This window comes from Flavobacterium sp. GW823-FHT06G12 (assembly GCF_058794775.1).
The window spans coordinates 153,104-173,052 of record NZ_JBXAHE010000005.1; the positions used below are offsets into that span (position 1 = coordinate 153,104).

The following is a 19,949-nucleotide window of genomic DNA, read 5'->3' on the forward strand; positions in this document are numbered from 1 at the left end:
AGAAACGATGATCTAAATGATTATTATTTTAGAAAAAAATGAAACTGAATTTTAATTAGAATACAAAAGGATCAAGAAACGATTTTATAGAAATCATTTGAAAACAGGTTAGATATTTGAATGTTTCCCGCTACTAAGACAAAGCTTCAGAGAATTCTGGAGCTTTTTTTTATAATGTCTGATTCAGATTATTGAATTAGATATCTTAATAACAAAGTTTCCTTTTTACTTTGGTTATTATAAAATCTCCATTATCATATAATAAAAACTTTATAATATATTCTTCATAACCATAATTTGTTGAAAAATATACTTTAAAAGAATAATTTACAATGTCCAAAATTCGCACATAAAATAATGGTGAATTCTCTGAATTATGTTTGAACGTCAAATTATCGTTTATACTCTTAATATCATCTAAGATTTTTCTAGAAATCTTTAATATTTTTTCTTCGTTTTCAATAAACCTATCAATTAAATTTATTAAATATGAATTGAAATCATAACCTTCAATAATGTATTTTTTAGAAATTATTTTTTCATTAAAAGAAAATTGATAATTGAATTTACGGAAGTCATTACCTGCAGAAAATTCGGCCTTAGTTTCCCATATCCTTTCATCTGTAGTTTGTCTAAAAATTAATGTTCGATTATTTTTAGTTTTTATTTCCATAAAATAGTTCTTCTATATTTTTTCTGTTAATTAATATTACACATTGACGAGTTTTCAAATATATGGATATGTAAATAAAAAAAGCAGAAAAAGAATTAAACTACATTTTTCAATTTGCTTTTTTTTGTTCAAACATTTCTGCAAAATCAAGGAGACTTATATAGCTTTTACAACGAGTATATCTCAGCGTTAAATAAACCAACAAACTCTGTAAAAAACACTAATTAAGTGGAAATCATATTCTACAATGATTAATTATATAAACTCAAGGCGAAATTCTGTAAATAAAAACATTGTTGCACCATGTATTTTTGAATTAAGAAAATATGTTTTTATAAAGCCAATAAATAATAAAAATCATGAAATCATCTATAACTACCTCTACAAATTTTAACTCGATTACTATTCAATCTAATGCAAATCTGATAGATGCTGAATTTTATTCTGAAAAACAAACTTCAGCTTCGTTAGACTTGTACGATAAGCATGATGACGAACCAGATTTTGACTGTGAATTTCTGCACGGCATTAGCTATAGCGAAGAAAATGAAAACACTATTGATGCAGAAGCCGATGAAGATTTTGCAGATCTATATAATGATAATCAATGGGATGTAGACATCTACGATCCGTATTCGGAGTCAACCTATTTTTAATCCTAAAAATTATCAGTTCGAGGATATTTCTGTTCTCACTATTAAAACAAAAGCTTCAGATTTCTCTGAAGCTTTTTTTGTTATGTATAATAAAATTTTTCCAGCGACCTCCTCCTTTACCTAAATTAAAACATCTTATAATTCTTTCATCGTTTTAGTTAATCATTTCTTAATCTGTTAAGAAAATAATTTGCATTAGTATAAATTCGTCCTGTTAATTCGTATGAAATAAGCTATACTTTAAAAAATAATAAATACCATATTATCTCAAAAACAACTTAACACCAAAAACGTGATTTATACCACACTTTTAAACATTGCGGTTTTTCAGGGAATAGTTTTAGGCTTAATTATTTTAAAGTCTTCTATATTCAACAGTAATTCAAATAAATATCTTGCAGGTCTTTTATTTACACTTTCGATCATTTTACTGAATCATGTTTTTGAGGTTGAAGATGCATTTACTTCTTATCCTTTCTTACGCTTTATTGATCATATTGAATGGACGTTTCTAATACCAGCTTTTCTGTTTCTGTTTATTATAAACCGAATTGATGATAGTGTAAAAAACAGGCAAAAATCTTATTTGTGTTTTATTCCCTTTGCGTATACCGCTATCCTTCATATTATATGCGATCTTGATCGTATTGCGGGAATTTACACTATTCCCGAATCAGCCACTGGCTTACTCAAAATACTTGGTTTAATTCATCTTGTTTTAGCTATTACATTCATTCCGTTTCTGTTGTGCTACTCTTATTTTATGCTAAAACATTTAAAAGATCCACAGGAGAAAAATTGGATTTTTATCCTTTTAACAATTGTATCTTCATCGCTATTCGCTTTTCTTATTATTGCTCTAGCCAACTTGTTTATTCCGTTTGACCTTTCTGCAACGATGAGTATTTTGGCTTTTTGTGCCACATTCATAATTCATTGGACCGCTTATGTTGGCATTTACAAATACAAACTGGCCAAAGACCACAAAGCTGTTTACCATTTTTTGAATAGAGATTTAGCCATTTCTCCCGTCAATCTTCAGATTGTAGAAAATGACACTCAAGAAGAATATAGTGAATCTATCACGGCAGATAATCTTTACTTTCAAAAACTAGAGTTGTTTTGCAAAGAGCAGCATATATATACTGACAGTACATTAAACAGAGAAAAAGTTGCTGAAAAATTAGGCATAAGTCCAGGATATCTTTCTCTAATTGTAAACACAATAACAGAAGATAACTTTGCCAATTACATTAATAGCTATCGGGTTGAGGCCGTAAAAGAAATGATTTCTAATTCTGAATACGAAAACTATAATTTGCTATCAATGGGTTTAGAATCTGGCTTTACTTCTAAAACCACTTTTTACAAAGCTTTTAAAAAAGTTACTGGCCAAACACCAAATGAGTACAAAAACACCAATAAATAAGTACCGATTTGTACAATTTTAAGCTTTTGAAACCTTTTCTAACTTCCCTTATCTGAATTTTGCCTTCGAATAATTCAAAACAATTTTTATGAAAAAAATTTTATTATTAGCTGTCTTTACAGTTTTAGCATTTGTAAATGTAAATGCCCAAAAAATTCAATTTGGTGCAAAAGCAGGTTTAAACTTTTCAACTGTAAGTGGAGATGATACCAACGGTATAGACTATGTAACATCGTTTAATTTTGGTGTATTATCAGAAATTCCTATTTCAGAAAAATTCTCTTTTCAACCCGAAATAATGTATTCTGGTCAGGGATATAGCTTTGGTGACGATACAGTTGCCCTAAACTACCTAAACATTCCTTTAATGGGAAAATATTATATAACAAAGGGATTGAGTATTGAAGCTGGACCACAAGTAGGATTTTTACTTTCTGCCAAAAATGAAAGCACTAATGTAAAAGATTCATTCAATACAGTCGATTTTGGTGTTAATTTTGGTGTAGGATATAAATTAGACAATGGACTTAATTTTGGCGTAAGATATAATCTCGGATTAACAGATATTAATAATGTAGAAGGTTCTTCTAGCAAAAATAAAAACGCGGCATTTCAAGTATCTGTTGGTTATTTCTTTTTCTAAAAACTATTATAGCTAATAAAAAGCACCACTTATTTTGAGTGGTGTTTTTTTCTCTTAATACGCCTCTAATATGTTTCTAACCCTATGCCTTTCTAAGAAATATGTTTTCATAAATAATTACCAATTTATCCGATTTTGAGTTTTTTGAAACCATTCCTAATTTTCCTTACGTGCTTTTTAGAATTTCTCTTAATTAACCTCATTTTCTGATTTATAAAAATCAAACCTTCTCAAAAATATTTTTAAACTGATACAATATTCTTTCTATTAAACGCAAATCTTCAGTTACAATCTCTGCACTGCCTTTCATTTCTTGCTGAAAAACAATATGTTTGTGGTACGAAGTTTCTAAACCTTTTGACAATCCAACATCCAAAAGTAGATTCCCTTCTTTATCTGGAACAAGTGAAATATTTTTAATCTCACCTTTTAAAACTCCAAATTCTTTATCAGGAAAATTTGCAAGACGAATATTAACCTTCTGCCCTACTTTTATTTTACCTGAATTTAATGCTGGAGCTTTCACTTTCCCTATAAAACTATTTTTAGAATTGGGAATAATTGAAAAAACATTATCACCCACATTAATAGTTTGATTTTCTGTCCAGACTTGTAAGAATGTAACTGTACCGCTAATAGAGGATTTTAAAGCATAAGCCAACTCCCAATCTTTTATAACTTTTTTTAATTGATAAAACGACTGTGATACACTGCGCCCAAGGTTAACTTCTTCTTTTGTTCCGTTTATCAGAGAATTTTGATTTGATTTTGTATTATCTATTAGTGAGGATTTTAGCTGCGAAATAGAAGAAAGAAGATTTCTGTAATTTTTTTGCGCTTGAAGAAAACTTAATTTTTTAGTTTCCATTTCCTGAGCAGAAATTATTCCCTTGTTAAATAAGGTTTCAAATCGCATAATTTCATTTTTTTGAAGTTCTAGTTCATCTTCATTTATTACTTTTTGTTCCTGAAGAATTTCGAGTCTTTCTTTTATTTGAATTTTTTCTGAGAGTTGCGCTCTATTTTCTACTTCAAAAGGATGCAGATTTTTGTTTAAATCTTGGGCTTGGTAATCTTTCTGAAAAACAGCATAAGCGCTTTCTATTTCTCCAAATTGTTTATTTTTAAGTCGTTCAAAAGGAAAAACTTTTCTGGGGTCGTTAATTTTATAATTGTCTACAATACTTTTCAGAAGAAAAACATCTCGATAATTAGCCGTGTTTTCTATAATTGCAAGCGTATTATTTTTAGAAACATGTACTTTGTTTTTTACTAAAATTGCCTCAATTCTTCCAGAAGATTTTGATACTATTTTTTCTGGCGGAATATTGGTTGTAATTACGATTTCAGTATGGACTACATCAGGATATCTTACAAACCAAGAGACAAAAAATAACATTATAATTATGGCAAAAATCAAAACTGTTCCCCATCGGATCATCCAACAAGGCACTTTAGTGAGAATATCTTGAACTTCTTCACTTCTTAATTCTAATGTAATGCTATCTTCTGTCATACTAGTTTCCTAACTGCAATTGATTTTTAACCAATTCAAAATAATTTCCTTTTTGTTCTACCAATGCAGAATGATTTCCAATTTCTATAATTTTTCCTTTATCAAGCACCACAATTTGATCAGCATTCATAACCGTACTTAAACGGTGTGCAATTACAATAACGGTTTTGTTTTTAAAGAAAATATCGAGTTTCTTCATTATTGTTTTTTCATTATTGGCATCTAGTGCCGATGTTGCTTCATCAAAAAACAATATTTCTGGATCTTTATATACTGCTCTAGCGATGAGCAGTCTTTGCTTCTGGCCTGTACTCATTCCTGTTCCTTCTGCTCCGATTTTTGTATTATAATTCAGAGGAAGTTCATTTATATATTCTTTTATATTAGCGACATCTGCCGCATATACCAACTTTTCTTTATTTATTGTATCGATGCCTATGGCAATATTATTAGCAATAGTATCACTAAAAATAAACCCTTCCTGCATCACTGCTCCAATATTGTCCCTCCAGGCTCTTTGTGAAATATTCTTTAATTGCGAGCTTCCTATAATAATTTCACCTTTTTCAGGTTCATAAAACTTTAAAAGCAGTTTCATTAATGTTGTTTTTCCGCTGCCGCTCGTACCTACAATTGCAGTTACTTTGTTGGCAGGAATAGTCAAATTTAAATTATCTAGAACTGGTGTATCAGATCCCAGATAGCGATATGATAAATTTTTTATCTCAATATCAGAATTATAAGGAACATCGCTACTTTGGTTACTTTCCTGCTGGGTTTCATCTTCTTTTGAGTGGATTTCAGACAATCTGGCTAGCGATATTTTTGCATCCTGAATCTCTCTTACGAACTCGATTAATTGCGTTATAGGTCCGTTTAAACTTCCTACAATTGAACTGATAGCCAACATCATACCAAGAGTAATAGAGCCGTCAATTACTAATTTAGCAGAAAGAAATATGATGAATATATTTTTTAATTCGTTAATAACTGACGAGCCTATAGTTTGAGCCTGCTCTACAATCAAACCTTTTATTGATACTCTAAAGAGCCTTGCTTGCACATATTCCCACCCCCAGCGTTTCTGTTTTTCGGCATTATGAAGTTTGATTTCTTGCATTCCATTAATGAGCTCCATTACTTTGCTTTGCTCCTGTGCAACTTCTGAGAAACGCTTATAATCTAATACCTCTCTTTTTTTCAAAAACAATGTTATCCATCCAAAATAAAATAGGCTCCCAATAAAAAATACTAAGAATATTTTCAAATTAAAATATGCGAGAACACCACCTAAAACAAACATATTGATTACTGAGAATAATACGCTTAATGAAGATGTTGTAAGAATTTTTTCAATTCTACGATGATCATTGATACGCTGCATGATATCTCCTGTCATTCTCACATCAAAAAAAGAAATAGGCAAACTCATCAACTTAATAAAAAAATCTGATATTAATGAAATGTTTATCCTTGTTGAAAGATGTAGTAATATCCAGCTCCTAATAAGTTCTAAACCTGTTTTGCCTGCAAAAAGAAATAGTTGAGCAAAAAGAATTAAATAAATAAAATGGATGTTTTGATTCTGAATTCCGATATCAACAATACTTTGTGTGAGAAAAGGAAAAATAAGTTGTAATAAACTGTTGACCAAAAGACCAATACTTAGCTGAATAAGAAATGATTTATATCGAAGAACATATTGAGACAATAGTCCAAAACCTAATGTTTTACCCTCTTCTTTATCAAAATCAGACTCAAAAAATTTTGGTGTGGCTTCTATTAGCAATGCAATCCCCTCTTTGGTATGTACATTTGAATTGTTTCCAATCCAGAATTTCAATAAGTCTCCTTTATTGTATTTTATTAATCCAAATGCAGGATCCGAAATATAGTAAGTCTCTTTTTTGATTTTATAAAGTACAACATAATGATTCTTATTCCAATGTAAAATACAAGGCAAAGGCGCTTCTTCCAATCTTTCTAAACTAAACTTTACCCCTAAAGTTCTAAACCCTATTTTTTCGGCTGCATCGCTTAAAAAAAGTAAATTACTTCCCTCACGAGTTGTTTCGCTTGCATCACGAAGCCCCTGAATACTAACTGTTTTTCCATAATATTTTGCTATTATTTTTAAACATGTTGGTCCGCAATCTTTGTTATCTGTCTGTTTATAAAATGGAAAAAGATTACGCATTATTTAATTTCAAAATCATCAAACTTAAACACCTGATTATCAATAGTTTTTACTTCAATATAATATTTCCCTACTGGTAAACTAAATTCAACCTTGTTCCCTTTTGGCTTAACTAGTAATACGGCAATGGGAATTAATACAACCGCGCTTTTAGTTTTTCTATATTCCTCGTCGCTATAAACCTCTAATAGCAACTCCCCTTTCCTATAATTACTAAACTCTCTATTTTTTACAAAACCAGTTTTGAAAACTTTATCCGGATAAACATTGGTCAATTTTGCTTCTAGGTTATTTATCAGAAAATAATCTGCACTTGAGTGCATTAGAGTATCTTTCTCAAAAACTGCTCTGGGAATTAAAACAAGATCTTCTTCTGTTTTATCTACTATTGTTTCTTGATTAATTGTAACCGGATTTATTTGAGAGAAATCTTTAAAATAGTTCGCCATAAGACGGTTCTTCCCTTCTTTTTCAATATGACCATGACCAGCATAAACAAATATTTTTGCTTTTGGATCCTTTTCAAGTATCTTCATTATATTACGCGCTTGGCCAATTTCTCTATCTATATTCCTATCATAACTTTCATGTCCTACAATAGTAAATCCCATGCTATTTGCCTTTCTTATAAAATGTCCAAAATAAGGTTCTTTAGTGTAGAGTCCGTTTTTAGAATTAGGAATTACTTTTTCGTCAGGGGTTTCGGTAAATGCCTCCATTGATAAATAAGTGAATCCATTTTGCTTTAAGACATCCAAAAGCTGCATTGCAAATAATCTATGTTTTGGATAAAAATGGTCTTCATTGAGCATTATAACCTGATTGTCCTTTGCCAATTCAGAAATCAATGTAAAAACAGAAGCATCTTTTTTGACACCTTCTGATGATAATCCATACTGCAGTGTTTTCTCAAAATGGTCCTTTTTACTCTCATAGTCATGAATCAATTCCTTGTATTCATTATTATCTGACATAAACGAATTAAAGGTCATGATAAAGGCATCTTTCCACATATTTTTTTCAGGGTCTTTAATTGGAGCTTTTTTTAACTTATCTCTTCCCTGAAGAAAATTTCTATTTCCGTTTATATAATAATTAAAGATATTTAAAGAAGTGATGCGCTTTAAATTGCTAGAATCCAAATAAACTTTTTTTAATACTTCGCTATTCATTATCGATATACTATCCTTGCTGTTAAAAGATTTTGTAACACAAATTATTTTTTTTGCTCCCTTCTGTTTCTCTCCTATCGCAATTCCATTCTCCCTATCTTCTTTTATTATTCGCTCATGCAATAATGTATCTATCGGGTGCTGCACGCTTTCAAAAAAGTAGTAAATATTAATTTTATCGGTCTTAGCGCTAACTATTAAATTACCGACATCAATACCTTTAACACCAACCAATTCACTTTTAAGTTTACCTATTCTAATCTTAGAAAGATCTTGATAAGTAGTATTTTTAGAAAAATCAATAGAAATATCAATAGAATCATTATAAAATAAATCTCCTGAATTTCTATATCCAACTATATAATTATGTTTAATGATATTGCTATTGATTCCTTTACAAGAAAACTGAATCGAAATACAAAATATTAATATAGATGTACTTAAAATTAATTTTACTTTTTTTTGCATGATTTTTAAACGCAGATCGCATTAAGTATGGACTTAAATTATTTTGGAAATATTTTTCCTAGCTCCATTTGTTAGAATAAGGGCTATAAGAGCAGTTTTGAGAACTGGTGTAGTATTTATCTTGAGTCGTTTTTAAAGGAACGCTACCATCTGGACAGATATATCTGAATTCACAATCCTTACAAACATTTATTTTATCTCTGCTGATCTCCCAAAAATCTATTATTTCATTGTTTTGAACTATTTTGTTTAAATCATGCGTATTAAGATTGCCAAAGATTGATTCATCAGTTATATATCGCTTTATGTTTCCAAAAGAATCTATGAAAAGTGTTCTATTGTAGGCAAAGTTATATTTCAATGATTCATTAAAATTAGATAGCTCCATGGTAAAATCATCATGATTTCTAATTTTCATGGCTAAAACCTCTTCTAGAGATTTTTGTTCATAAATAAACTTACTATTATTAGGAATTTCTTTAGCATCATAAAAAACAACTTCCACTATTCTTGGGAATTTATTTTGAAGCTTTATCAATTCAGTTTCTAATCCAACAGCATATTTTAAATATAAAACTACAGACTTGATTCTTGATTTATCAATAAATTTAAGAGTTTCAATGATCTCTTGTAAATTAAAAACCTCGTTGATCATTCTTAAATTAGATACACCCAAACCATCAATTTTCATTTCTAAGAAATTTTTCAAGATTGATTTATCTAGATTTGAATCTAAAGTTAAAGTATCAATACTATAAGGGCGTTCAAAATTTGTGCTTATTGCTGGATATTGACTTATGTCATTATTGACAATAATTAGTTCGTTTGAAAGAAAAAACCGAATATACTTTTTTAAAATAGGCTTATCATTATTAAAGTCGCTAAATAAAGAATATATTTCTTTGCCAGAATATTCATCGAGCAGATCGACAATCTGATTTGGCACCGTATAATAGTTTTTTCTTTGGAAATCAATTATTATTCCTCTATTGATACCTTTAACTGCAAAGCAGTTTGAAAACAACTTAAATTTTTTATTTATCATCGGATGTTTTTAAATAAATTGGTTTATCAGGGTCCCCGCAAATAGTTCTTGAAGTTTGATAAAACTTTGATTCAACATATTTATAGTAGCTTCTTTTATTCATCGTTAAGACAAGATTTTCTTTAGCAGCTTCAGCAATTACAGGTAAATTTATCTTTCGTTTATTCTTCATCATTTAGTAATATTAAATTTTCAGCAACTATCTTGTAGAGTGGAAAATTACACGGGAACGCTGTCATTCCAAATTGTCCAGAGGGATTAACTTCTAAAAAATAATAGTCTCCATTTTTCTGTGATTTAATTAAATCGATAGATCCGGTATTGATTTTTAGATTTTTCATAAGATTATCTATCTTATGCTCAATATGATCTGGAAGCTGATAAGGAACAAATCTATTTGGATTACTAAAGTCAAATGCTCTAAAATCTAATTGGGTTTGTGGATTGCTTTGCGAAAATATGGCCATCGAATAGCACTTACCTAAAATATAGAAGACCCTTAATTCAATTTCTTTTTCAATATACTCTTGAAAAAGAGAAGGACTAAAAGTTTTATTTAAATTCTTTACATTTTCAACTTCTTTAGTACTTAGTGATATTGAACCATTTGACAGCTGGGCATGCATAGCTTCGTGTATGGGCTTTGTTATGATAAAATTATTGTTTTCTTCTAAAAATGATTTTAGATTATTCCTCTCTGTGGTTATTATCGTTTTAGGTATATTTAAACCAGCCCTTTTAGCTTGATTTAAAACCTCCAACTTAGAACTCCATGAGCTTCTTTTAAACAGCCATTTTTTATGCTCTAAAAGATTAAAAATCAAATCCCGTAAGCCTTTAAATTCATTATATAAAAAATCTGTCAAATCTCTTGAAAGGCTAAGTTTTTTTTCATAACTATCTAAAAAACCAAATTTTCTGCACCAAACTACCGAAATATCCTTTAAAAAGACTTTTTGCATTGAATTTTCAAAATAAGAATTTTCAGCACAATCAATATTATAAGAAAAAGATGTTTTTCCTTCCATTACTTCTTCATCGTTAATCCTAATAAAAGGTGCATTTAGAAAATTCAACCATTCGACAACGCTGTCAGTATCCCTATCACCTGGCTTACTTAATATTAATATCATAATCTATATATTATAAAGCATATTTAGGCATATATGCTATGCCTAAATATGTGAATTGAAAAATAATACTAATTACTATCTGGTTCCATACCATCAAATTCGTTCCAGTCAGCTGAAACTTTACAGAATGTGTATGCTTCTCTAGCAGTACCACCATTTATATTTTTTACTTCTACTTTTTCGCACTCGAAATCTTCTAATTTTTTCATAATACAAGGTTTTTAAAAAGTTGTTAATTAATTATGGAGATTTATAGTTCTCCCTTCCTCAGTATAGTTTTTTGGGTTACCGTTTACTGGAAATCAATCCCTGCAATATGGCCATATGCATTAAGAAAATTAATTAGTTAACTGGTGACGTCTTGACCTGCTATTCTTTTTAAATTTCTTGAAGCCAAAACTAGAGAAACAAGATAGTCAGCACAAACTTTGCAAAACGGAATTCGGGAATTTCGGCGCTGAATTCATGAATTCCTTATTAAAAATCACGTAACTCCTTCTAAACAAACACAGTATTTTTTTACTTTTTTAGCTTTATTTAAAGAAAAAATAAGACTGAATATTCTATTTTTGAAGAAAATCAAAACTAAAATGACCCGCTTTAGACACCTATATATTCTATTATTATTCATATTGAGCCCTACTTTATTATTTTGCCAATCTGCAAAAGAAAATTTAGAGGGTCTTTCTTTTGAAAATCTGAAAGAAAACTTTTTTAATAATGAAAAAAATAGGGTAAAACAGCTATCATATGCAAATGCATATTTAATTAAAGCTAAACAAGAAAACATACCAGTAGAAAAAGCGAGAGGCTACATTTTACTTTCAATGTTGCACGAAGATAACAAAGCATTAGTTTACATTGATAGCTCTATCACGCTTTCAAAAAATTTAAATGATCCAAATTATCCCGCTTATGCTTATTCACAAAAAGGTTTCTTTTATAAAAAACAGCATGACTATAAAAAAGCAATAGATAACTTTTTAATTGCTGAGAATATTGCAAAAAAAAATAATCCCGATTTATATTATGACACCAAATTTTCTATTGCTGTATTAAGATCTGAAGAATTAGGAGAAGTAAAAGAAGCCCTTAATTTATATAAAAACTGTTTAGATTATTATAGTGATAAAAATGTAAGAGATCCTAAATATTCTTATTCCTATCAATTACTGCTTTTTGGTCTAGCCGATGCTTATAAAACTTTAAATATATCCGATTCTGCAACCTATTATAATAAATTAGGGTATTTTGAATCAAAGGCAACAAAAAACAAACACATAAACGCACTCTTTATTTTAAATGAAGGTGCTAATAAAGTATTTAAAGGAAATTTTAAAGAAGCTTTGGACAGTATAAATAAAGCTCTTCCTTTAGTAAAATATAGTGAAGACAAAGGAAACTTATTGGCTGCTTATTATTATACTGCTAAATCTTATGAAGGCTTGCAAAACAAAAAAGAAGCAGTTAAAAACTTCATTAAGGTCGATTCAATGTATATTATCAACAAAAGAATTACACCCGAATTTGCCAACGGATACCCCTATTTAATTTCATATTTTAAAAAGAATGGAGATAAAGTCAATCAATTAAAGTATTTAACAAAATACATGGAAATTGATAGTCTGTTGCAACATAATTATAAAGAGCTAACTAAAAAATTACAAAAAGAATACGATACTCCCTATCTCATTCAGGAAAAAGAAAATCTAATCCAATCACTAAAAAAAGACAAGACAATTTCTTACTGGGGAATTCTTCTTTTGATTTTAATAATCATTATAACATCTGGACTGGCAATTTATCAATATAAATTAAAAAAGAGATTTCACATTCGTTTTGAAAGTATTATACAGAACTTATCAGAAGCAAATGAAGTAAAAGTCACAGAAGAAAATAAAGATTCTGAAATACAAAAATCAAAGACAGAGAACATCGGGATCAATGAAGAAATAGTAAAACAGATTTTAAAAAAATTACTGAATTTTGAAAAAAACAAAGGTTTCTTAGATGCCAACGTTACCATTCAGAGTTTATCTGATATGATGGAAACAAACAATAAATATCTATCTAAAATTGTGAATGTTTATAAAGAGAAAAACTTTGTTCAATACATTAATGATTTAAGAATTGAATATGCTTTAAAAACCTTAAAAGAAAAAAACAAGCTCAGAAAATATACTATACAAGCCCTTGCCTTAGAATTTGGATTTAATAATGCGGAATCATTTTCTTCTGCTTTTAATAAAAAAACGGGAATTAAACCAACTTTTTACATCCGTCAACTAGAAGACCTAAAAAACATACAAAACTAAAATACAGCAAATTATAGCACTAAAAATATCGAAATTCATGAATTTCTACAAATAGCATAAGAAATTACTTAATTTCAAATATACCTGATATATATATTTGTAAAAAATAACTATTTATGAAAACTAAAAATTCAAAAAAGGAAATCAATAAATTTGATCTAGAGAAATTTAGTGTAGCAAAACTAAAAAATATGCGCGCTATTAAAGGAGGAGGAACTCCAGTTGATGATGATCCTAAAACTGTAACCGACACAATTGACGGAGGAGATAGGAAAGCTTAATTGCTATAAAACCATTTTATGAAATTTCAATATACACTATTACTATTTTTTACATTGATAATAGGCAGGTCTCAAGAAAAACAGCATGCTTTTAAAAACTTATCAGATTCTCAAATACAAACTTGGTATCGAAAAGATTACAAAGAAGATAGTATTCCAGGAATTTCAATTGACAAATGGTATAAGCAAAATAAAAAAAAATCTAAAACCGCTATTATCGTAGCGGTTTTAGATACCCAAGTTGATTCGAACCATGAGGACCTCAAAAACCAATTTTGGGTAAACTCTAAAGAAATTCCAAATAATAATATCGATGATGATAATAATGGATACATTGATGATATTCATGGCTGGAATTTTACATCAAACAAAAAAGAAGACTATATTGTTTGGGGCAACTTCGAATATGTTAGATTAATCAGAGAGTATGATCAAACTTTTAAGAATAAAAAAGAAAATGAAATCTCAGCAAAAGATTTAACCAACTACAAAGAATACCAAAGAGCGTTAAAACTATTTGAATCTGAAAATACTGGTTACGGAAGATGGCTTAGTTCATTAGAACATAGTATCAAGATGTTTCCAATAGTTAAAGACACTTTAAAATACTACTTTCCTAAAGAAGACTACACATATTCGCAACTTGACAGTTTGTACAAAAAGTATAAGATTAATGACAAGACTTATAGACAAATGCGTGAATCTGATGATAAGGACTTAGGGGCATTAATTTATTACATGATGGTCAACATCAGAAATAAAGAAAACACACTTGAACTTCTTAACGACAGTAAGACCGGAATAGATTCGATCCTAAACAAAAATCTAAACAAGAATTTTAATGACAGGGCCTTATTAGGTGATAACCCAAATATTTTAGAAAAAGGTTATGGGAGCGGTAATATTAGCATATCTAAAGAAGGTTTTAAAAATTTACAAGGTCATGGCACCAAAGTAATTGGTATTATTGGTGCAAATAGAAAAAATGATATCGGTATAAAAGGTTTTTCAGATAACATAAAAATTATGTCACTTAATATTTCCTACTCTGGAGACGAAAATGACAAAGATATTGCAATGGCTATTTATTATGCTGTTGATAATGGCGCCAAAGTAATTAATATGTCTTTTGGTAAAGAATTTTCTTTACATCAACAATGGGTTTCAGACGCTTTAAAATATGCTGAAAATCATAATGTTCTTGTAGTTCATGGATCTGGAAACGAAAAATCTGATAACGATACGGTACCATACTACCCTAGTGACAATAATTATGACGGCACTCCTGAAATATGCAATAATTTTATAAATGTTGGATCAACTTCAAGAAGATTAGACAACACATTTGTTTCTGCTTTTTCGAACTATGGAAAACAAAATGTTGATTTATTTGCTCCTGGCGAAGAAATTTACACTACAACAAAAAATGATAGTTATGGTACTGATTCAGGAACATCATTAGCCGCACCAATGGTTTCGGGAACTGCTGCACTAATTTGGTCCTATTATCCAAAACTTACCGCTGTAGAAGTAAAACAAATTATTATAGATTCAGGATCACAGTACAATATTGAGGTAAATGTACCGGGGACAAAAGATAAAAAAGTTTTATTTTCTCAATTATCAAAATCAGGAAAAGTTTTAAATGTTTATAATGCGATGAAACTTGCTGAAAAAGTCAGTAAAAAGAAATAATGTATCCTTATAAAATCAATTGTTTTTCAGAATATGTATTGAGAACGCCTTTATTTCCTGTATCGGCATATCTTAATTTAATTCAAAATTATAGATCCGAAGAAGCTATTCTAATATATAATAATCCTCTCGTAAAAGAAGCAATTAATTTAGCTTCTCCTGAGCTAAAAAAACAATTAGATCGATGGGCTTCAGATATATCTTCAATATCTACTGAAAAAAAATCGGCTTTAGAATTAACTTTCTTAAAGTATTTGGCAAGAATGTCTACCCGTTGCACTCCTTTTGGATTATTTGCAGGGTGTTCTGTTGGCAATTTTAATTCTCAGACTGCTGTAATACTAGAGTCTCCTGAAAAACACACACGTTTTACACAACTTGATATGCAATATTGGATTTCACTCCTTCAAGATATTGCAAAAAGAAAAGAAATAGCTTTACAGCTTAGATATTATCCAAACTCTTCAATTTATAAAATAGGTGATTTTTTTAGATATATTGAATACAAATATATCAATACGAGACGTGAACATAGTATTTCCGCTTTGCGTAAATCATTTCTTTTAGAACAAATTCTGCTTAAAGCAAAAAGTGGAATTACGATTAGCGAAATGATTAATTTTCTCGCAGATGATGAATCGGAAAAAGAAGATGCAGAAAACTTTATTTTTCTATTGATCTCTTATCAATTTCTTGTAAGTGAACTTGATGGCGCTGTAACAGTGAATAATGAGTGGAAAAGAGTCTTGTCGATATTAAAAAAGTTTTCTAAAACTAATCTAGAAACTGAGGCACTTGAAAACCTTCAATCCTGTTTATCTGATTTAGACAAAACGCTTGTTCCTTCTAGTGAAGTTTATAATAAAATTATACATATTGTTGAAAATCTTGGAACTGACTTTGAAGAAAAACATCTCTTTCAAACAGATCTCAATACAACAACCTCCGATAATTCTCTAGACATTCATATCCAAAAAAAGACATTACAAGCTATTTATTTTTTAAATGGCATACAGCCCAAAACAAATCTTGAAAATCTTGAAAACTTCAAAAAGGCTTTTATTAGAAGATATGAACATGCTGAAATGCCTTTGACAACAGTATTGGATACCGAAATCGGAATTGGATATGTACAAGATCGTGAGATGAATGATACACACGAAATACTAGACTCCTTTTCTTTTAAAGGTAAAACTTCAAAAGAGAAAAAAGAGATTTGGACCGAATTTGATTTTATTCTTCAAAAAAAACTTCATGATTCTTATATAAAAAATGAAAAAATAATCCCACTTAGAGAAAATGATTTTCCTTATTTTGACAATAATTTAAAAAATACACCCGTTACATTTTCTGTAATAATTGAAGTTTCTGACGATAAAGAAATTGCTATAACTTCTTCTGGAAATATAAGCGCTTCTAAATTATTGGGACGTTTTTGTAATGGCAATAAAGATATTTATAATTTGGTAAAAGAAATTATCAGAAAAGAGGACACTTATTACAATGACAAAATCTTAGCAGAAATTGTACACATTCCCGAATCCCGAACAGGAAACATTTTAAAACGACCTTCATTAAGAAAACACGAAATTAGCTATCTTTCGCAATCTGGTGTCTCTCTTGAAAACAATCTCGATTTGGATGATTTATATATCTCTGTAAAAGGCGATAGAGTAATTTTACGCTCAAAAAAATTCAATAAAGAAATTTTACCTTGCTTATCAAACGCACATAATTTCTCAAAGAATGCGCTTCCTATTTATCATTTCCTTTGCGATATGGAACTGCAAAATATAAAACCTATATTTCGTTTCAATTGGGGAGTTTTAGAAAACCACTATAGCTTTTTTCCAAGGGTGATTTACAAAAACATTATTCTTTCTAAAGCAAAATGGAAAATTAAAAATGAAGAAATTAAATTTCTGGATAATTTTGAATCTAGTAAACTTGAAGAAGAATTTACAAATTGGAGGAATCTAAAAAACATACCTAGGTTTGTAAATTGGACCAATTTTGACAATACTCTTTTGTTTGATTTTGAATCTCCTATCTGTATTTCTTTATTTTTAAAATCTGTTAAAAACAAAGAAACTTTCTTCCTAGAAGAATTTTTATTTGCAGAAGAATCTATTGTGAAAAATAACAACAGAGATTCTTTTTCTAACCAGATTATCATATCTTATTATAGAGAAAAAGTATAGCAATGAAAAGAGATTTCTGCCTAGGAAGTGAATGGTTATATTATAAAATTTACACAGGAGTCAAAACTTCTGATTTTATATTATTAGAACAGCTCGAACCTATTATATCAAATCTGCTAAAAAAGAAAATTATCTCAAAATGGTTCTTTATTCGATATAAAGACAATGACGAGCATCTTCGTGTAAGATTTTTATTACCCTCCAACAATCATCTACCAAAAGTAATTAAGGCCTTCTATCCTGTTTTTGAAAAATTAATGGAAGAAAACTTAATTTGGAAAATTCAAACAGATACATATAAAAGAGAATTGGAAAGATATGGAGAAAATACAATAGAAGATTCTGAGTTTTTATTTTGGAAAGACAGCGAGATGATTCTTCGCTATATTTCGCTAAAAAGAGAATTTCAAAAAAAAGAAATCCCACTTTTCTTTAGCTTTTGTGCAATCGATTCTTTTCTAAATTCATTTTCTTTCACAAATTTTGAAAAATATACACTAATGAATAATTTACAAAATTCGTTTAAGGAAGAATTTAGCATTGATAAAGATTCGAAAAAGCAATTAGATAAGGAATATCGACGACTTTTCAATGATATAAAATTGTTCTTAAATCAAAATGTCAAAAACGACAATCTTGAGTTTTTTGAAATAATCAATGAAAAACAAAATCAAATATCAGACAGAATTGCCGAAATCAAAATTAGAATTCAATTTTCAATATCAGATTTTGTTGCAAGTCATATCCATATGATGATTAATAGGCAATACAATTCTAAGCAAAGAATGTACGAACTTATTATTTACGATCATTTGTGTAGATATTACAAAACTCTTAATTATAAAATTTAAAAATTACCATTAAAAAACCTTGTCCGTCAAATTTAATAATTCAAATTAACAATATTTAAAATCAGGAACTTTGTTATTTAAATTTTAGAGAGACGAGAAGCCTTTTCATTCTCATCTCCAATTCTCCACTACAAATCTTCGAATTCTGACTAGAATTTTCAATATTTTGCATCTTAATTCCTCTTTTTGGTCATTAAAATAATATTTTCTTAATAACTGGCTTTCTATTTAGCAGATGTTTTTCATAAATTTGCAGCTTTAAAATTCGTAGGTTTTATTCCTCGTATTTCTAGGTTTGATAGCATATTCGTTTAAGCCGACTAAAACTATTTAGAACATACTTTAATTATATTATAACCGCAAATCAGTACAATGCAAAACAAACACAACTCCCAAATCTTATTTATTGCCCTATTAACTTTATTTTTTTCTGTTAATTTATTTTCTCAAAAAAGTGTCTACGCCGGAATCGAAATTGGACGTAGAGCTATAAAAGTTTCTGTTATTGATGTAAATAACATTAGAAAAGCCGATTATAAAATACTTTCTTTCTGGACTGAAAGAATCCCTTTTGCCGACCATATTACTGCTAATGGCGAGCTTACTGCAGAAGATATTAGTAAAACTAGCGTTACGGTTACCACGCAATTGCAAAAGATTAAAGCTGAAAACAAAATTCTTGAAGAAAACATCTTTGTTGTAGCAGCTCCTGTTTTTGCTTCTGCACGTAACTTAGACGTTCTAAAAAACAAAATTGCCCTTTTAACCGGTAAACAATTAGAAGTATTAGATGTAAACGAAGAAGCAAAAACGCTTGTTAAAGGTGCTATACCTCCTGTTGATTTTGCTAATGCTTTCCTTCTTGATATTGGTGCTCAAACTACTAAAGGCGGTTACATTGACGAACTTAAAGACGGTAAATTAGAATTTGTTCCATTAGAACTTAGTTTTGGAACAATGACTCTTACTGATGCCGTAGAAAAAACAGTGGTAAACAAAAGTCAAGTAAACGATATGTCTACCTACCAAGAAAAATCTTTTGATTATAATGTTATTCTACGTAAAAAGACAAAAGAATTATTTGATGCAAATCCTCCTTTAGCTAAAAAAGATAAATTATATTTATCTGGTGGTGCTGTTTGGGCGTTTTCAACTCTTTTTTATGACGAAACCGTTAATAAAGACCATTATGTTGCTTTAACGCTTCAAGATGTTATCGATTATGATGCTATTCTTAAAAACAATTTCGGTAAGTTTACTAACCTTGCCAAAACAAACAAAGAAGCTGCGAGAGTTTTAAGCACTTATGACCAAAAATACTTGATTTCGGCAAACAACATTCTTGTGACTTGTCTTGAAAGTATTCCAGACTATGCAACAAAGAAAATTTACTTTGTAAAAGAAGGACAAGTGATTTGGTTGATCTCTTACATTGCAGATCGTTCAAAAAAGATCAATACTAATTTCTAAGTATTTTTTTTCAAAATATCATAAAGCTTCAGAGAAATCTGGAGCTTTTTTTATTCCTTTTCATTTCAGTCTAAAAACAAGTTGATCTTTTTAATTTCTAGCCTTTTAAAATGGTTGCAACTTATAATTTGCAACCATCTTTAGCATTCAAAAAAGCTGAGTTTTTCTTTTAAATTCTAATTTTAAAATCAGGAAAAAATCTTA

The 19,949-nt window shown here is 29.3% G+C and carries 17 protein-coding genes; 9 read left to right on the plus strand and 8 right to left on the minus strand.

Annotated elements, in window-relative coordinates:
* Positions 1-205: 205 nt before the first annotated feature.
* Positions 206-673 (minus strand): hypothetical protein, encoded by a 468-nt coding sequence (locus AC1Q5Z_RS19005; RefSeq protein WP_492446386.1) that lies wholly within the window; start codon positions 671-673, stop codon positions 206-208.
* Between the two features lie 359 nt (positions 674-1,032).
* Here AC1Q5Z_RS19005 and AC1Q5Z_RS19010 point away from each other — a divergent pair, with 359 nt between their 5' ends.
* From AC1Q5Z_RS19010 to AC1Q5Z_RS19020, 3 genes are all read left to right on the plus strand, one after another.
* On the plus strand, positions 1,033-1,329 hold the full coding sequence (locus tag AC1Q5Z_RS19010; RefSeq protein ID WP_492446388.1) for a hypothetical protein: 297 nt from the start codon (positions 1,033-1,035) through the stop codon (positions 1,327-1,329).
* A 292-nt stretch (positions 1,330-1,621) separates the two neighbouring features.
* Positions 1,622-2,758: a helix-turn-helix domain-containing protein gene (locus tag AC1Q5Z_RS19015; protein ID WP_343587299.1), complete on the plus strand. Its 1,137-nt coding sequence runs from the start codon at positions 1,622-1,624 to the stop codon at positions 2,756-2,758.
* Positions 2,759-2,846: 88 nt separating this feature from the next.
* Positions 2,847-3,401, plus strand: coding sequence for a porin family protein (locus AC1Q5Z_RS19020; protein WP_343587301.1), 555 nt, complete (start codon positions 2,847-2,849; stop codon positions 3,399-3,401).
* A gap of 220 nt (positions 3,402-3,621) precedes the next feature.
* On the opposite strand, the gene AC1Q5Z_RS19025 is transcribed toward AC1Q5Z_RS19020, so the two are convergent.
* The 7 genes from AC1Q5Z_RS19025 to AC1Q5Z_RS19055 form a co-directional block, all read right to left on the minus strand.
* The gene (locus tag AC1Q5Z_RS19025; protein WP_492446390.1) at positions 3,622-4,917 is read right to left on the minus strand and encodes an HlyD family secretion protein; all 1,296 of its coding nucleotides are present in this window, start codon (positions 4,915-4,917) and stop codon (positions 3,622-3,624) included.
* A 1-nt stretch (position 4,918) separates the two neighbouring features.
* Positions 4,919-7,114: a peptidase domain-containing ABC transporter gene (locus AC1Q5Z_RS19030; RefSeq protein WP_492446392.1), complete on the minus strand. Its 2,196-nt coding sequence runs from the start codon at positions 7,112-7,114 to the stop codon at positions 4,919-4,921.
* Positions 7,114-8,754 carry a hypothetical protein gene (locus tag AC1Q5Z_RS19035; RefSeq protein ID WP_492446394.1) on the minus strand — a complete coding sequence of 547 codons (1,641 nt, stop codon included), beginning with the start codon at positions 8,752-8,754 and terminating at the stop codon, positions 7,114-7,116. Before AC1Q5Z_RS19035 ends, AC1Q5Z_RS19030 begins: the two co-directional genes overlap by 1 nt.
* A 58-nt stretch (positions 8,755-8,812) precedes the next feature.
* The gene (locus tag AC1Q5Z_RS19040) at positions 8,813-9,799 is read right to left on the minus strand and encodes a hypothetical protein (RefSeq protein WP_343587309.1); all 987 of its coding nucleotides are present in this window, start codon (positions 9,797-9,799) and stop codon (positions 8,813-8,815) included.
* Positions 9,789-9,974 (minus strand): hypothetical protein, encoded by a 186-nt coding sequence (locus tag AC1Q5Z_RS19045; protein ID WP_343587312.1) that lies wholly within the window; start codon positions 9,972-9,974, stop codon positions 9,789-9,791. The genes AC1Q5Z_RS19040 and AC1Q5Z_RS19045 overlap by 11 nt, the downstream gene beginning before the upstream one ends.
* Positions 9,961-10,932 carry a grasp-with-spasm system ATP-grasp peptide maturase gene (gene gwsG / locus AC1Q5Z_RS19050; RefSeq protein ID WP_343587315.1) on the minus strand — a complete coding sequence of 324 codons (972 nt, stop codon included), beginning with the start codon at positions 10,930-10,932 and terminating at the stop codon, positions 9,961-9,963. The genes AC1Q5Z_RS19045 and gwsG overlap by 14 nt, the downstream gene beginning before the upstream one ends.
* A gap of 68 nt (positions 10,933-11,000) precedes the next feature.
* On the minus strand, positions 11,001-11,141 hold the full coding sequence (locus AC1Q5Z_RS19055) for a hypothetical protein (protein ID WP_343587318.1): 141 nt from the start codon (positions 11,139-11,141) through the stop codon (positions 11,001-11,003).
* Between the two features lie 381 nt (positions 11,142-11,522).
* On the opposite strand from AC1Q5Z_RS19055, the gene AC1Q5Z_RS19060 reads away from it, so the two are divergent.
* The 6 genes from AC1Q5Z_RS19060 to AC1Q5Z_RS19085 all read left to right on the plus strand — a co-directional run bounded on the left by AC1Q5Z_RS19060 (position 11,523) and on the right by AC1Q5Z_RS19085 (position 19,745).
* Positions 11,523-13,247 carry a helix-turn-helix domain-containing protein gene (locus AC1Q5Z_RS19060; protein ID WP_492446397.1) on the plus strand — a complete coding sequence of 575 codons (1,725 nt, stop codon included), beginning with the start codon at positions 11,523-11,525 and terminating at the stop codon, positions 13,245-13,247.
* A gap of 116 nt (positions 13,248-13,363) precedes the next feature.
* Complete coding sequence (locus AC1Q5Z_RS19065; RefSeq protein ID WP_343587323.1) at positions 13,364-13,528, plus strand: hypothetical protein; 165 nt, start codon at positions 13,364-13,366, stop codon at positions 13,526-13,528.
* 18 nt (positions 13,529-13,546) lie between these two features.
* Positions 13,547-15,223, plus strand: a complete 1,677-nt coding sequence (locus tag AC1Q5Z_RS19070; protein WP_492446399.1) for a S8 family serine peptidase — start codon at positions 13,547-13,549, stop codon at positions 15,221-15,223.
* Positions 15,223-17,424, plus strand: coding sequence for a lantibiotic dehydratase family protein (locus AC1Q5Z_RS19075; protein WP_492446401.1), 2,202 nt, complete (start codon positions 15,223-15,225; stop codon positions 17,422-17,424). Before AC1Q5Z_RS19070 ends, AC1Q5Z_RS19075 begins: the two co-directional genes overlap by 1 nt.
* A 2-nt stretch (positions 17,425-17,426) precedes the next feature.
* The gene (locus AC1Q5Z_RS19080; protein ID WP_492446403.1) at positions 17,427-18,275 is read left to right on the plus strand and encodes a thiopeptide-type bacteriocin biosynthesis protein; all 849 of its coding nucleotides are present in this window, start codon (positions 17,427-17,429) and stop codon (positions 18,273-18,275) included.
* 372 nt (positions 18,276-18,647) lie between these two features.
* Positions 18,648-19,745: an exopolyphosphatase gene (locus tag AC1Q5Z_RS19085; RefSeq protein WP_343587333.1), complete on the plus strand. Its 1,098-nt coding sequence runs from the start codon at positions 18,648-18,650 to the stop codon at positions 19,743-19,745.
* The last annotated feature ends 204 nt before the right edge of the window (positions 19,746-19,949 follow it).

Bases quoted from the DNA above. Each gene is read 5' to 3' on its own strand.
- AC1Q5Z_RS19020 (WP_343587301.1), top strand. From the start codon at position 2,847: ATGAAAAAAATTTTATTATTAGCTGTCTTTACAGTTTTAGCATTTGTA.
- AC1Q5Z_RS19040 (WP_343587309.1), bottom strand. From the start codon at position 9,799: ATGATAAATAAAAAATTTAAGTTGTTTTCAAACTGCTTTGCAGTTAAA.
- AC1Q5Z_RS19010 (WP_492446388.1), top strand. From the start codon at position 1,033: ATGAAATCATCTATAACTACCTCTACAAATTTTAACTCGATTACTATT.
- AC1Q5Z_RS19085 (WP_343587333.1), top strand. From the start codon at position 18,648: ATGCAAAACAAACACAACTCCCAAATCTTATTTATTGCCCTATTAACT.
- AC1Q5Z_RS19070 (WP_492446399.1), top strand. From the start codon at position 13,547: ATGAAATTTCAATATACACTATTACTATTTTTTACATTGATAATAGGC.
- AC1Q5Z_RS19045 (WP_343587312.1), bottom strand. From the start codon at position 9,974: ATGATGAAGAATAAACGAAAGATAAATTTACCTGTAATTGCTGAAGCT.
- AC1Q5Z_RS19055 (WP_343587318.1), bottom strand. From the start codon at position 11,141: ATGAAAAAATTAGAAGATTTCGAGTGCGAAAAAGTAGAAGTAAAAAAT.
- AC1Q5Z_RS19075 (WP_492446401.1), top strand. From the start codon at position 15,223: ATGTATCCTTATAAAATCAATTGTTTTTCAGAATATGTATTGAGAACG.
- AC1Q5Z_RS19005 (WP_492446386.1), bottom strand. From the start codon at position 673: ATGGAAATAAAAACTAAAAATAATCGAACATTAATTTTTAGACAAACT.
- AC1Q5Z_RS19035 (WP_492446394.1), bottom strand. From the start codon at position 8,754: ATGCAAAAAAAAGTAAAATTAATTTTAAGTACATCTATATTAATATTT.
- AC1Q5Z_RS19060 (WP_492446397.1), top strand. From the start codon at position 11,523: ATGACCCGCTTTAGACACCTATATATTCTATTATTATTCATATTGAGC.
- AC1Q5Z_RS19025 (WP_492446390.1), bottom strand. From the start codon at position 4,917: ATGACAGAAGATAGCATTACATTAGAATTAAGAAGTGAAGAAGTTCAA.
- gwsG (WP_343587315.1), bottom strand. From the start codon at position 10,932: ATGATATTAATATTAAGTAAGCCAGGTGATAGGGATACTGACAGCGTT.
- AC1Q5Z_RS19080 (WP_492446403.1), top strand. From the start codon at position 17,427: ATGAAAAGAGATTTCTGCCTAGGAAGTGAATGGTTATATTATAAAATT.
- AC1Q5Z_RS19065 (WP_343587323.1), top strand. From the start codon at position 13,364: ATGAAAACTAAAAATTCAAAAAAGGAAATCAATAAATTTGATCTAGAG.
- AC1Q5Z_RS19030 (WP_492446392.1), bottom strand. From the start codon at position 7,114: ATGCGTAATCTTTTTCCATTTTATAAACAGACAGATAACAAAGATTGC.